We start from the raw sequence: 13,541 nt of genomic DNA, 5'->3' as shown, positions 1-13,541 counted from the left end.
GAGAGAGGGGTGGAGAGCAAGCGGCATGGTCGACAGGAAGCAGTCGATACCACTCTAATACCAACAACCAGGGGCGTCAATTGGTTTTAAACTGGTCTACACCCATGCCCCCGCGGCGCCGCATCGACCCCGGTCCGGGGGATAGGACGACTCTCGGATGAACAAGAATACCAGTGAGAAACCAACCTGAGCCCGCCTTGTTCACCCTGCAACCTGCCGCCAGCGACGCGCTGGCCGACCTGCTCAGCCGCATTGCCCGCGTGGCCCGGCGTCACCCGCCGCTGGCCGACCGGCTGCTGGAGCGCCTGAGCGCGCAGGCCTTCGAGGCCGGCGACACGGCGGCGGGCGCAGACGCGCTGTATGCCCGCTTCGGCCTGCTGGAGCCGCGCGGCCGCGCGCTGGAGCTGCTGCCGGCGCTGGAACAGGCCGGCGCACTGGCGGCGGCCGGCCACTTCCCCATCCAGGCCGCCCGTGTCTGCGAGGCGCTGGGGCGCATTGCCTACCAGCAGGGCGAGTACCAGCTGGCCACCGAACAGTGGTCGCGTGCGCTGGACTTGTCGGAGGTCAGCGGCCACCTGCAGACCGGCGTAGCAGCACGCATCGGCCTGGGCCAGATCCACTACGCGCAGGCCGACTGGGCCCGCGGCCTGCGCCAGATGCGCGATGCAGCCGAGCGCCTGGCCGGCCATGACGACAGCTACCTCGCCGCAAAGCTGGCACTGAACATCGGCGTGGGCAGCTTCGAGACCGGCGACCTTCCGGCCGCAGAGCGCCACTTCAGCCATGGTCTGGCGGCCGCACGGCGCGGCAGCCACCGCGTGTTCGAGGCCGAGGCGCACTGGCACCTGGCCCGCGCCGCGCTGGCCCGCCAGCGCATGGACTGGGCCGTGGCCGACTGCCGGCTGGCGCTGGACATCGCCGCTCGCCAGGGCTACCCCTGGCTGGAGGCCGCCGCCAGCCGCACGTGGACGGAGATCGCGCTGGCCCGTGGCGACAACGCGGCCGCCGTGCGCTCCACGCGCCACGGCCTGCAGCTCGCGCAACGCATCCAGGCCCGCGCCCAGGCCCGCCAGGCCCACCTGCAGCTGGCCGAGCTGCTGCAGGCCCAGGGTGATGCCGCCGGCGCGCTGGACCACCTGTGGCAACACCTGGCCCTGCAGTCCGAGATCAAGCGCCTGTCGCTGCCGGCGCGCACGACGCTGGCCGCCCCGCCCGCCGATGAGGCCGGCGCCCCCGTGACGCCCGAGGAGCTACTGCTGCAACTGAGCGGCCAGCGCCAGCGCCTGGCCACGCTGCCGCCCACCGAGGCGCTGGCCGAGCTCAAGGCCGCCAGTGCCCGCATCCTGGGCCTGGCTAGCGTGGTGCGCTGGACGCTGGGCCCAGGCGGGCTGACCGCCACCGACCACCCGCGCTACCTCGGCCTGCTGCACCGCCACGGCACGCCTCTGGCCTTACCCGACGCGGCGCTGCACCCCTGCCACGCCGAGCTGGCCGGCCTGGCCGGCGCGGCCGAGGCGCGCATCGAGGTGCCGCTGTACGACGGTGCCCAGCTGGCCGGCGCGCTGTGGCTGGTGGACGCCCGCCCCACGCGCGCCTGGACGCGCCAGGAGCTGCTGATCGCCAGCCAGCTCGGGCTGCTGTTCGAGCGGGCCTGAGCCACGCCCGTTCACACGCCGCGCATGCGCCCCTCGCGCCGCGGGGCGTCCCGGACCAGCTCGCTGATCAGCTGCGTCTCCGGCATGTGCGCCCAGTAGCGCACCGGCATCTCCTTTTTCATCATCGACAGCTTGAGCCGCGCCGGGTTGAAGATGCTGCGGTAGTAGGTCAGCCACAGCGCCTCGCCGGCATCGGCGGGCGGGGCTTCCTCGCGACGTGCGGGGCCCGCGCCGCTGAGGCGCTGGCCGTCCCAGTGCAGGCAGCCGCGCGGCGTCAGGATGGCCCAGGCGTGTTGCGCAAACCGCTTCACGAAGAACGGCGCCGCGGCGCGCAGGACATGGTGGGCCGGCTCGAACCAGGCCACATGGCGGCAGCCGCCGGGCGCACTGTCGTCGGCCACCTCGCGAAAGCGCACGAAGGCGTGGGTCTTGTGGATCTCGCGGCTGACCTGCCGGGCCAGCGACTGCAGGTGGCGCCGGTCGGCGTCCAGCCGGTCGTCCCACAGGCCGGGCTGCTGCTGCAGGCGGCGCGCAAACGCGAGCAGGCGGGCGTAGCGGTCGTCGTCGGCATGCATGGCCACCAGGCGGCCCAGCGCGTCCCAGCCCTCGGGCGGGTGCCACGGCGCGCGCCCGGGCGGCAGCACGGCGTCTTCGCCGAACAGCGCGGCCTGAGCGCCGACGTCATGCGTCCAGCCAGCCGAGGCCCCGGCCAGCAACTCGGGCAACTGGGCGGCGAAGCCAGGCCAGTCTGCCGGGTGGCGCAGCGGCACGTCCATCAGAACAGCGACGCCTGTTGCGGCACGGCGGCCGGCCGGCGCAGGGCCTGCAGGTCGGCGGGCTGGGGCCGGTGGTCCACCGCAACGACGAAGGGCAGCGCCTTGCGCGCCAGCGGGCCCAGCGCCAGCAGGTCGGCGCGGCGCAGCCGGCGATGCTGGCGGGCGGCCAGCAGCTTGTCCACCGAGCCCACGCCCAGGCCCGGCACGCGCAGCAGCTGCTCGCGCGGCGCGCGGTCCACGTCCAGCGGGAACTGCGCCGGGTGGGCCAGCGCCCAGGCCAGCTTGGGGTCGTGCTGCAGCGACAGGAAGCCGGCCTCGGTGACGATCTCGTCGGCCCGGAAACCGTAGAAGCGCAGCAGCCAGTCGGCCTGGTAGAGCCGGTGCTCGCGCAGCAGCGGCGCGGCCTGCGCGGGCAGCGCGCGGCTGGCGTGCGGGATGGGGCTGTAGGCCGAGTAGTAGACGCGGCGCAGGCCCTGGCCCGTGTAGAGCCGGCTGGACAGCTGCAGCACGGTGCGGTCGTCCGACGCATCGGCGCCAACGATGAGCTGCGTGCTCTGCCCGGCCGGCGCAAAGCGTGGCGGCGGCGCCGTGCGGGCCGCCGCGCCGGGCAGCGCGCGCACGGCCTGGGCCTCGCGTTTGGCCTCGCGTGCGGCCTGCAGCCGCAGGTGGATGCGCGACATCGTGCGCTCGATGCCAGCGGCGTTCTTCTCCGGCGCCAGCTGCTGCAGGCTCTGCGCGCTGGGCAGCTCGACGTTGATGGACAGCCGGTCGGCATAGCGGCCGGCGCGCTCCACCAGCTCGGGCGACGCATCGGGGATGGTCTTCAGGTGGATGTAGCCCTTGAAGTGCTCGTCCTCGCGCAGCCGGCGGGCGACCTCGATGACCTGCTCCATCGTGTAGTCGGGCGTGCGGATGATGCCGCTGGACAGGAACAGCCCCTCGATGACGTTGCGCCGGTAGAAGGACAGCGTCAGCTGCACCACCTCGTCGATGCTGAAGCGCGCGCGCTTCACATCGCTGCTCTGGCGGTTGATGCAGTAAAGGCAGTCGTAGACGCACCAGTTGGTCAGCAGCACCTTGAGCAGCGAGATGCAGCGGCCGTCGGGCGCGTAGGCGTGGCAGATGCCGCTGCCGGTGGTGGAGCCGATGCCTTTGCCGTCGCGCGAGTCGCGGCGGTCGCCGCCGCTGCTGGCGCAGGAGGCGTCGTACTTGGCGGCATCGGCAAGGATGGCGAGCTTGTCCTGAACTTGCATCGCACAACTGTAATTGCATACAGCATTTCCGCAGGCATTCGGAGGGCTTGCAGGGAGGATGTGCCTGGGTTGCCATGGCCGCGTCACCCGCTTTCATCGCCGGTTCATGCGCCGCTGCGACAGTGCAGCGAACGTGCCCACCACCACCGTCCCCGCTTCGCCCATGGCCGGCGCCCGGCCCACCCTGCCCCGGGGCTTCGGCGTCGTCATCGGCGCGCAGTTCGCGTCGGCGCTGGCGGACAACGCGCTGCTCATCGTCGCCATCGCGCTGCTGATCGAGCAGGGCTTCGCAGCCTGGTGGGCGCCGCTGCTGAAGGTGGGCTTCATGGCCGCCTATGTCGTGCTGGCGCCGTGGGTGGGCCCGCTGGCAGACGCCTTCGCCAAGGGCCGCGTGATGGCGGCGATGAACCTCGTCAAGATGGCCGGCCTGGCGCTGCTGGTGCTGGGCCTGCACCCAGTGGCGGCGCTGGCCGTCGTGGGCCTGGGTGCGGCGGCCTATGCGCCGGCCAAGTACGGTCTCATCACCGAGCTCGCCGCGCCAGAAGCGCTGGTGAAGGCCAATGGCTGGATAGAGATCACCGTGGTGTCGGCCGCGCTGCTGGGCGCGGTGCTGGGCGGGGCGCTGGTCAGCCCCGCGTGGCTGGCGTCAGACCTTGCCCGGCTGTGCGATGGGCTGCAGCTGCCTGCCGACAAGCTGACCGGCTCGCTGGCCGCGCTGCTGCTGATTTATGCGGCCAGCAGCGCGCTGAATGCGGGCATCCCGGACAGCGGCCGGCGCCAGCGCAGCGCCTCACACGGCGCCGCAGCGCTGCTGCGCGAGTTCCGCGCTGCCAACCGCACGCTGTGGCGCGACCGCGAGGGCGGCCTGTCACTGGCCGCGACGACGCTGTTCTGGGGCGTCGGCGCCACGCTGCAGTTCGCCGTGCTGCGCTGGGCTGGGGAGGCGCTGTCACTGCCATTGAGTCAGGCTGCCTACCTCCAGGCTGCGGTAGCTGTAGGCGTCATCGCCGGCGCGGCGGCGGCCGGGCACTGGCTGGCGCTGCACCAGGCGCGGCACGGGCTGTGGGCGGGCGTGGCGCTGGGGCTGCTGATGCCGGTCGTCGCGCAGATCGACCAGCTCGTCACCGCCGCGCTCGCGCTGGCCCTGGTGGGTGCTGTCGGCGGCGCCATGGTGGTGCCGCTGAACGCGCTGCTGCAACACCGCGGCGCCACGCTGCTGAGCGCCGGCCGGTCGATTGCCGTGCAGGGCTTCAACGAGAACCTCAGCGTGCTGGTGATGCTGGCGGCCTACGCGGGCTGCGAGGCGGCCGGCGTGCCCATCGCGGCGACGCTCAGCGGGCTGGGGCTGCTGGTGGCCGGGGCGATTGCGGTGCTGATCCGCCTGGACGCCGGGCGGCGGAAAAGTTGACCCCGCCGGGTGAGCATGGGCCACGCCTACCGATGCTTCCTGGGCCCAGGCAGGCGCCGTTCATGACTTGCGCTGCCCTCATGAACCCATGCGTGCCATGCGATCAGACCGCTTGCACTTCTGGAGCTCGCTTCACGCCAGGCTGATGCACCCACTGAGCCCGACAGGCGCGCCTCGCCCTCGGGCCGGCAGGGCGTGATCAGCCGGGCGGGCTCACGCGCGGCAGCAGCGCGTCCCGCACGAAGCGCACCAGCGCGCGCGCGGTTTCCGAGCCGGCGGGCAGTGGCAACGTCAGCGCCTGCACCGTGTCCAGGCCGACCTGCAACTGCCAGCCGGGCAGCACATTGCGCAACGGATTTGGTGAGGCGGACGTCGGCGCGACGGCATCGCCCTGCAGCGCGGCGACGGGTTCCACACAGAAGTCTGGGGCGACGACGACGCCAGCGCCGTGCCGGGCGAGTGCGATGAGACCGTCCAGATCGCTGCCCCACGCGGACGCCTGCAGGGCCACGTCTTCCCGGCGGCCATCCTCGTGTTGCCATTGGCTGGCAAACGGCTCCTCGCCCTGGCCCAGCAGCAGCATGGGCGCGCTGGCGAGGTCTTGTGGCGTCTGGCGCAGCGACTGGCTCTCGGCGCCGTAGGCGCGAACCTCGAAACGCAGGACGGGCTGCGCCACCCAGGTCTCGGGCGGCTTGCTGGTCATGCGAAAGGCGATGTCTATGCCTTCGCGCAGCAGATCCACGCGGCGATCCGTGAAGAAGAGCTCGTAGCGCACGGCCGGATGCCGTGCCTGGAAGCGCGCGAGCAGCGGCGCGAGCACATGCCGGCCGAAGCCGGCGGTGGCGCTGATGCGCAGCGTGCCGTCCAGCTGGTCGCGCGTGTGCCGCAGCGCCAGGCGGGCGCTCTCGGCGGCTTCGCGGACGGCGCGCGCACGGGTGTGCAGTCGGCGTCCGGCCTCGGTCAGGCCCAGGCTGCGCGTGCTGCGGGCGAACAGCGTCAGCCCCACCGCAGCCTCGATTGCGGCGATGCGGCGGCTGATGGCGGCACGGGTCAGCCCCAGGTCGCGGGCGGCCTGCGCGAAGCTACCGGCCTGGGCGATGCGGGCGAACAGTTCCAGCGCGTTGGCGTCGAGCGCCTCTTCGGCAGCGGTCTGGCGGCGCCGGCCAACGCCCGGTGGCGGGCTGGGTTTTGTTGACATTTGATTGACGATCTGGCGATTGATGGCGATCTACCGCCTGAAAAGTTGCCAATCTAGACTGGCCGCTCCGGTGCCGCAAGGGCGCCGCCACGAGGTGCTTCCATGTCCAGCCTGCCGTTGTCGCCCGCCGACGCCCTGCCGCCCCGTCTTCCCGTTGCCGCAAAGCTCGACGACGTCGAGGCCGGGGCCGATGACGTGTGGGCAGCGCTCCACGTGCCAACGCTGCTGCGTTGCAGCGACGGGCGCCTGCTGGCAGCGCAGTGGTTCGAGCCGCCGCCGGCCGTGGGCGTCAAGGCCGTGGCCGTCATCGGCGCGGCGACGGCGGTGCCGGCCAGCTACTACCGCCACTTCGCCGACTGGCTGGGACGCCGTGGCTACGCGGTGCTGAGCTTCGATTACCGCGGCATCGCCGCGTCTCGTGAGGCGCTGCAGCCGGGCGAGGACGTGCGGCTGCGCGACTGGGCTCGACTGGATATGGCCGCCGCGCTGCATGCGGCGGACCGGCGTCGCCGTGAGGAGGCCGACCGCCAGCAGCGCGATGTGGGCCTGTTGTGGGTGGGGCATTCGCTGGGCGGCAACGCCGTCGGGCTGGTGCCGGGCTTCGCCGACAAGGTGGACGCAGTGCTGGGCGTCGCGGCGCAGGTGGCCTACCTGGGGCACTGGTCGGGCTTCGCGCGCGTGCAGGCCTGGGTGTTCTTCCACTGGATGCTGCCGGTGCTGGTGCGGCTGCTGGGCCATGCGCCGGGCCGCGTGCTGGGCCCGCGCGCGCAGGACCTGCCGGCCGGCGCTGCGCTGGAGTGGGCCGCGTGGGGCCGCACGCCGGGCTTCCTGTTCGGCGACGAGACGCTGGCGCGCGAGCGGGCCTATGACCGCTTCGGCGGCACTGTCCACCTGTGGAGCATCACGGACGACCACCTCTTCGGCCCGGCCGCGGCGGTGGACGCGCTGGCCGCGCAGTTCTGCGCGGCGCGGGTGCAGCGGCATGTGGTGGCGCCGGCCGAGCTGGGCGTGAGGAAGATCGAGCACTTCGGCCCCTTCCGGCGCGACCTGGGCGCGCGGCTGTGGCCCCGGCTGCTGGCGCCCATCGAGGCCGCCACGCCACGGCTGGCGGCGCGGCTGCCGGCGGCAGGCTGAGCTGCGGGCGCAACACGTTCACGGCGGCGTCATGACCGGCCGGCAGCATGCCAGCCATGCCGACGCCGCAAGACCCTCACGACGCCGCTGACGCCGGCACCGACCGGCCCACGCTGTCGGTGCGCACCGTCTGGATCTCCGACCTGCACCTGGGCACGCCCGGCTGCCAGGCCAAGGCGCTGCTGGACTTCCTGCGCGACGTGGAGTGCGAGACGCTCTACCTCGTCGGGGACATCATCGACGGCTGGCAGCTGCGCCGCAGCTGGTACTGGCCGCAGGCGCACAACGACGTGGTGCAGAAGCTGCTGCGCAAGGCACGCAAAGGCACGCGCGTCGTCTTCATCCCCGGCAACCATGACGAGTTCGCGCGCAAGTATGTGACGCACAACTTCGGCGGCGTCGACGTGCTGGACGAGGCCATGCACGTGACGGCCGACGGCAAGAAGCTGTGGGTCACGCATGGCGACCTGTACGACGGCGTCATCCAGTGCGCGCGCTGGCTGGCCATCGCGGGCGACCTGGCCTACGAGTTCACGCTCAAGGTCAACCGCTGGTTCAACCGCATCCGCGCCAAGTGCGGCCTGCCGTACTGGAGCCTGTCGCGCTACCTGAAGCACAAGGTCAAGCGCGCGGTCAGCTACATCAACGAGTTCGAGAACGCCGTAGCGCGCGAGGCCAAGAAGCGTGGCGCGCACGGCGTGGTCTGCGGGCACATCCACCATGCCGAGATCCGCGAGATCGACGGCGTGCTGTACTGCAACGACGGCGACTGGGTGGAGAGTCTGACGGCGCTGGTCGAGCACTTCGACGGCCGGCTGGAGATCATCGACCGCGGCGACGAGGCGGCGCTGCCGGGCATGCTGCCGGCGACCAAAGCCACGCCGGTGCCGGCCCCCGCCGTGCTGCCTGTGCCGGTGGTCGCGACGGCTGGGACCCCCGATACCGTCAGCTGAGCAGCTTCAGCAGCGCCTGCCCCGCGCGGATCTGTGCGCCGGTGGTAATGCCCTCGGCCAGCTCGAAACCCTTGGGTACGAAGACGATGATGGTGGAGCCGTGCTCGAACCAGCCCATCTCCTGGCCCTTCACGTGCGGCGCCGAGCAGGGCATCTCGTGTGCCCCGGGATGGCCGACGTGCAGCAGCACGTTCAGCCAGTGCAGGCGGATGCTGGCCACCAGCACGGCAGCCACGGGTACCAGCGCGATCGGTTGCCCGCCGGCCAGCCGCATGCGCACCACAGCGCGCTCGTTGCGGCAGAACAGCCGCTCCAAGCGCTTGAGCGCCACGGGGTTCACGTTCCAGGTGTCGCCGCTGAGGTAGGTCACGTGCTCTACGGTGCCGTCGGCGGGCGCGTGGAAGCGGTGGTACATCACCGACGTGAGCCGCAGCGTGATGAAGCGGCCACCCTCGAAAGCGCTGGCGTCCTGCGTCGGGCCGAACAGCTCGGCGGTGGAGTACGGGAAGCCCTTGGCCTGGTAGACCTGGCCCTGCTGCACCGTGCCCATCGCACCGACGATGGCGTCGCAAGGGCTGGCGAAGACGTCGGGCCGGGCGTCGAACACGCGGGCGCCGTCCTTCAGCTCGCGCGTGAAGCAATCCTTGATGGAGGTGAAGCGCTGCCGCTTCGCCTCGCGCAGGTCGAGTGGTGTGAACAGCTGCCACACACGGATCGCCAGCTGCGTGAACAGCGGGCTCTCGATGTTGGCGATGCGGCCCATCAGGCGCGTCGCAGCGATGCGCGGGATGCGGTTGGTGAGCAGGAAGTTGAGGTCTTCCTGTGCGCCGAGGCGGGCCAGCCAGCCTCGGCTGTCCTTCACGCCGTCGTCCAGGGCCGGCGCTGCGTCGTGGCTCTTCATCGTCAGAACTTGTGGGAAAGCATCTCGCGGAACACGTTGCGGCGGATGGCCTTGCCCGTCAGTTCGGGCGCCGTCCACCACCAACCGTCGGCGCGCATCTCGTCGCAGGCGGCGACGAAACGGTCCATGACCTCGGCGAACTCGGCGTCACCGTAGTTCAGGCTGAAGATCAGCCGGCCCGTGCCCACCCAGCTCAGCGCGAGGCCGTGCTTGCGCAGGTAGAACTGCAGCATCCAGTGATAGCGGCCCGGCTGGTCGTACATGACCGTCCAGATCGTCGACAGGTTGGCCATGCGCACGGGCGCGTCCGCGGCCTGCAGCCGGGCGTTGAACTGCGCGCAGCGTGCATTCCAGCGATCGTCGAGGCCGTCATACAGCGCCTTCACCTCGGGGCGCTCGAGGCGCTTCAGGAAGGCCGCCATGGCCGCCACCACGTAGGGGTGGGCGTTGAACGTGCCGCGCGCAAAGCAGATGTCCGCCGGGCGGTCGTCGCGGTAACGCTGCATCAGCGCGCGCGGGCCGCACACCACGCCCACCGGCAGGCCACCGCCCAGCGTCTTGCCGTAGGTGACGAGGTCGGCCTTCACGCCGAAGTACTGCTGCGCGCCGCCGGGTGCGAGGCGGAAGCCGACGAACACCTCGTCGAAGATCAGCACGATGCCGCGTGCCGTGCACACCTCGCGCAGGCGCTTCAGCCAGTCCGTGTAGGCCTCGCGGTCGTAGCTGGCGCGGCGGCTGCCGTCGATGAGGCTGGAGTCGCCCGGCGCGTTGACGTTGGGGTGCAGCGCCTGCAGTGGGTTCACCAGCACGCAGGCGATGTCGCGCCGCGTGGCGAGCACCTTCAGCGAGCGCTCGGCCATGTCCTGCAGCGTGAAGGTCTCGCGCGGCGGCAGCGGGTTGCCGGGTCCGGGCTGCACGTCCTCCCACCAGCCGTGGTACGCGCCGGCAAAGCGCACCAGGCGCTTCTTCTTCGTGTGATAACGCGCCAGCCGCACGGCCTGCATGACGGCCTCGGTGCCGCTCATGTGGAAGCTCACCTCGTCCTGGCCAGAGATGGCTTTCAGCCGGCCCAGCACGTCCAGCACGCAGGGGTGGTAGGCGCCCAGCACGGGGCCCAGCTCGCGCGCGGTGGCCACGGCCTCATCGATGCAGGCCTTGTACGCGTCATAGCCCAGCACGTTGACGCCGTAGGAGCCGGTCAGGTCCATCAGCCGGTTGCCGTCCAGGTCCTCGACGTGCACGCCGGAGCTAGCCTGCAGGAAGGCGCCCACCTTCAAGTGCTCGCGCAGCACCGGGCTGAACTGGAAGGGCACGCGGTAGCGGCCGGTGAACTTGAGGTCGGAGATCGCGTCGCGCGCCTGCTCGGTGGCGGCCAGCGTCTTCGCGAAGCGCGAGTCGAACTCGGCGCCCAGCCGCTGCAAGGCAGCCTTGCGCTGCGCGGCGACCTCAACGGGCGTGCCGTCCACGCCGAAGAACTGCGCCTCGTCGTAGGCATAGCCCGGCACCCAGCGCGCCAGCCGCTTGGCCATGCGCGAGTGACCGGCCAGAGACCGATGTTTGGCGCGCGACAGCTCGAAGCGCCGCTTGGCGGCTGGCAGCAGCGCCAGCGCGCCCAGGGCCAGCGCCGACAGCGTGAAGGTCTCGTCCATCGGTTCAGTGCGCTTGGCTGGAGCCGACGTGTTCCATCGGGTCGATCAGCTGCCCGCGCAGCAGGTACAGCGGCGACTTCCAGTACAGCAGCACGTCATGGAAGGGGTCGGTGATGATCTTGAAGCCCCAGGCCAGGCCCTGCATCAGGTTCTGCGTGATCCACAGCTGCACGACGCGGAACACCAGGCCCGTCACGCCCAGGCAGAACCAGGCCATGCCCACGTCCTCGATGAAGCCCCGCGTGTCTGCCGCCGGCGCTATCAGCCCGCCCAGCGACGGGAACACCCACAGCACCGCGGGCAGCGCCACCCACACCGCCAGCAGCACGATCTTGCGGCGGATGTTGTAGCCCACCTTGATCTCTTCCTTGTGCGCGTCGGTGGCCTGGTTCACGTGGTCGTAGCCGCGCGGTTCGAAGAAGAAGTGACCCGCCTGGCGTGTTGTCATCGACACGCACCAGGCCAGCAGCGCCGCCCAGGCCGGGTTCACGAACACCAGGCCGTAGGACACCAGGAAGCTCAGCGCGCTGATCAGGTGCAGGCTCTGGTTGATGCGGCTGTGGTGGTAGTAGCGGTGGTCGTCCCAGCGCTGTGTCTTCAGGGTTTGGAAGAACTCGTTCACGTCGTCCCGTCCTCGTGTTGGGGTGGAATGCGGGGCGGATGGTGGGGGGCTTGCGTGAAATCGGCGTGACGGTGCTGCGTTCATCGTTCTGTCGCATGCAGTGCTGACCATGCGCACCATGAACACCGTCGACGCCGATGACATCCTGGTCGATGACCTGCCCGCGCCGCGCCATTCGCGCCGGCTGGCGGTGGTCACCGAAACCTATCCGCCCGAGGTCAACGGCGTCGCCATGTCGATGGCGCGCGTCGTCGACGGCCTGAACCGCCGTAACCATGACGTGCAGCTCATCCGCCCGCGCCAGTCCGCCAAGCTGACGCCGCCATCCAGCGGCATCCCTGCTGTCGACGAGGTGCTCACCAAGGGCCTGCCCGTGCCGCTGTACCCCAACCTGCGCATGGGCGTGCCGAGCAAGCGCGCGCTGGTGAAGCTGTGGTCGCTGAAGCGGCCCGACGTCGTGCACATCGCCACCGAGGGGCCGCTGGGTTGGTCGGCGCTGCAGGCCGCGCAGCACCTTGCGCTGCCGGTCACGTCGGACTACCGCACCAACTTCCACGCCTACGGCAAGCACTACCGGCTCGGCCTGCTGAGCAAGCCCATCATGGGCTATCTGCGCAAATTCCATAACCGCTGCGACGCCACCATGGTGCCCACCGAAGCCATGCGTGTGCTGCTGGCCGAGCGCGGCTTCGAGCGCCTGACGGTGGTCGGCCGAGGGGTGGACACACAGCGTTTCGATCCCGCCCGCCGCAACGACAAGCTGCGTGCCCGCTGGAGCGCTGGGCCGGACGACCTTGTGCTGGGCTACGTCGGCCGCCTGGCGCCCGAAAAGAACCTGGGCGTGGTGCTGGCCGCCTACGAGGCCGTGAAGGCCGAGCAGCCGCGAGCACGACTGGTGTTGGTCGGCGACGGCCCCATGCGCGCAGAACTCGCAGCGCGCGCGCCCGAAGCGCACTTCGCCGGCCCACGCAGCGGCGACGACCTGGCTGCCCACTACGCCGGACTGGACCTGTTCTTGTTCGCCAGCCTCACCGAGACCTTTGGCAACGTCACCACCGAGGCCATGGCCAGCGGCTGCGCTGTCGTCGCGTTCGACAGCGCTGCGGCGGGCGAACTGATCCACAGCGGGCAGAACGGCTGGCTGGCCGGGCCGGGTCGGGAATCCGACTTCGTCGCTGCAGCGCGCATGGCGGCGCTGGACGGGGCCGCACGGCGGGGCGTTGCAGAGGCGGCCCGTGAGACGACGCGGAGGCTGGATTGGGGAGACATCACAACCCGATTCGAAGCCGTACTGGAAGGCGCGATCGGACGCACAGCGCAGCCATTCGAGACCGCCGCATGACTACTCACGACTACTCACGAGTGTTGTCGATTGCGGTAGGGATGCCGATTGCTCGGCACCCCCCCGCACAGATCCGTACTTGCCCAATTAAGGCATACGGCTCCTACCTCGGGTTTTGACGAACAGGCGGTCTTCAGGCCATGGATGAAGCACATGGGGTGGCGGTAACCACTCGACGGCCAGGCGATTCATGCGGGCCCAGGTCGTCCGGTCCTTCTGGCTGCGTCGTCGCAGCGAGCGTCGCCAGAGATCGAGGACGTGATGCCGGTATGCCCCAATCGCTTGCGCATTGGTCGGCACCGCGTGGTACGCGAAGTAGCCCGTGACCACCGATCGCAGCCATCGCCCTTGTTCGGCGATGCTGTCGCTGCGTCTGTTCCGCAGTTGCGTCTTCACCTCCTGCAGAGCCGCACGCATGCGGTCACGTCGCGTATGGCGCCGGAGCAAGAACGCTCCGCGCCGCGAGCGCCCACAGATGAACGTGAACCCCAGGAAGTCGAACGTCTGCGGTTTGCCCTGCCCGGTGCGTATTTCAGCGATCGTGGACGCCCATTTCAGGCTGATCGTGGACGGCAAAACTGAGCTTGCCGTGGCGGCGCCGGGGAGGCGCGCAGGAACTGGTTTGAATGTAGCTGAATCGTCCACGATGA

The 13,541-nt window shown here is 70.6% G+C and carries 11 protein-coding genes and 1 pseudogene; 5 read left to right on the top strand and 7 right to left on the bottom strand.

The genetic code is table 11. The features are described 5' to 3' along the window. Positions 1 to 197 precede the first annotated feature (197 nt). A complete protein-coding gene (locus tag ACG0Z3_RS22170) occupies positions 198 to 1,655 on the top strand; it encodes a GAF domain-containing protein (RefSeq protein WP_394401982.1) in 1,458 nt (485 codons plus the stop codon). An 11-nt stretch (positions 1,656 to 1,666) separates the two neighbouring features. Here the strand turns inward: ACG0Z3_RS22170 and ACG0Z3_RS22165 are convergent, their stop codons facing one another. Continuing rightward, positions 1,667 to 2,431, bottom strand: a complete 765-nt coding sequence (locus ACG0Z3_RS22165; protein WP_394401980.1) for a TIGR03915 family putative DNA repair protein — start codon at positions 2,429 to 2,431, stop codon at positions 1,667 to 1,669. Continuing rightward, the gene (locus tag ACG0Z3_RS22160) at positions 2,431 to 3,684 is read right to left on the bottom strand and encodes a putative DNA modification/repair radical SAM protein (RefSeq protein ID WP_268169268.1); all 1,254 of its coding nucleotides are present in this window, start codon (positions 3,682 to 3,684) and stop codon (positions 2,431 to 2,433) included. Before ACG0Z3_RS22160 ends, ACG0Z3_RS22165 begins: the two co-directional genes overlap by 1 nt. A gap of 133 nt (positions 3,685 to 3,817) precedes the next feature. Between ACG0Z3_RS22160 and lplT the strand changes: the two genes are divergently transcribed. Continuing rightward, on the top strand, positions 3,818 to 5,092 hold the full coding sequence (gene lplT / locus ACG0Z3_RS22155) for a lysophospholipid transporter LplT (protein ID WP_394401978.1): 1,275 nt from the start codon (positions 3,818 to 3,820) through the stop codon (positions 5,090 to 5,092). Positions 5,093 to 5,291: 199 nt separating this feature from the next. On the opposite strand, the gene ACG0Z3_RS22150 is transcribed toward lplT, so the two are convergent. Beyond that, positions 5,292 to 6,290, bottom strand: coding sequence for a LysR family transcriptional regulator (locus ACG0Z3_RS22150; protein ID WP_394401975.1), 999 nt, complete (start codon positions 6,288 to 6,290; stop codon positions 5,292 to 5,294). A 102-nt stretch (positions 6,291 to 6,392) separates the two neighbouring features. On the opposite strand from ACG0Z3_RS22150, the gene ACG0Z3_RS22145 reads away from it, so the two are divergent. After that, positions 6,393 to 7,424, top strand: coding sequence for an alpha/beta hydrolase family protein (locus ACG0Z3_RS22145; protein ID WP_394401972.1), 1,032 nt, complete (start codon positions 6,393 to 6,395; stop codon positions 7,422 to 7,424). A 56-nt stretch (positions 7,425 to 7,480) separates the two neighbouring features. After that, the gene (locus ACG0Z3_RS22140; RefSeq protein ID WP_394401969.1) at positions 7,481 to 8,377 is read left to right on the top strand and encodes a UDP-2,3-diacylglucosamine diphosphatase; all 897 of its coding nucleotides are present in this window, start codon (positions 7,481 to 7,483) and stop codon (positions 8,375 to 8,377) included. Here the strand turns inward: ACG0Z3_RS22140 and asd are convergent. Genes asd through ACG0Z3_RS22125 form a run of 3 tightly spaced genes read right to left on the bottom strand, consistent with a single transcriptional unit; the run spans position 8,370 to position 11,549 of the window. Next, complete coding sequence (asd, locus tag ACG0Z3_RS22135; RefSeq protein WP_394401966.1) at positions 8,370 to 9,278, bottom strand: archaetidylserine decarboxylase; 909 nt, start codon at positions 9,276 to 9,278, stop codon at positions 8,370 to 8,372. The two genes, ACG0Z3_RS22140 and asd, sit on opposite strands and share 8 nt — an antisense overlap. 2 nt (positions 9,279 to 9,280) lie before the next feature. Next, positions 9,281 to 10,927, bottom strand: a complete 1,647-nt coding sequence (locus ACG0Z3_RS22130; RefSeq protein WP_394401963.1) for an aminotransferase class III-fold pyridoxal phosphate-dependent enzyme — start codon at positions 10,925 to 10,927, stop codon at positions 9,281 to 9,283. Between the two features lie 4 nt (positions 10,928 to 10,931). After that, on the bottom strand, positions 10,932 to 11,549 hold the full coding sequence (locus tag ACG0Z3_RS22125) for a hypothetical protein (RefSeq protein WP_394401960.1): 618 nt from the start codon (positions 11,547 to 11,549) through the stop codon (positions 10,932 to 10,934). A 118-nt stretch (positions 11,550 to 11,667) separates the two neighbouring features. On the opposite strand from ACG0Z3_RS22125, the gene ACG0Z3_RS22120 reads away from it, so the two are divergent. Further along, positions 11,668 to 12,891 carry a glycosyltransferase family 4 protein gene (locus ACG0Z3_RS22120; RefSeq protein WP_394401957.1) on the top strand — a complete coding sequence of 408 codons (1,224 nt, stop codon included), beginning with the start codon at positions 11,668 to 11,670 and terminating at the stop codon, positions 12,889 to 12,891. An 87-nt stretch (positions 12,892 to 12,978) separates the two neighbouring features. Here ACG0Z3_RS22120 and ACG0Z3_RS22115 read toward each other — a convergent pair. Further along, positions 12,979 to 13,541: pseudogene (locus tag ACG0Z3_RS22115) on the bottom strand (hypothetical protein); the annotation flags it as partial.

The sequence above is a fragment of the Pelomonas margarita genome (genome assembly GCF_043555875.1).
Lineage (GTDB): Bacteria > Pseudomonadota > Gammaproteobacteria > Burkholderiales > Burkholderiaceae_C > Pelomonas > Pelomonas margarita.
The sequence above is the reverse complement of the archived record's forward strand: the minus strand, read 5'-3'. Positions and strand labels throughout refer to the sequence as shown.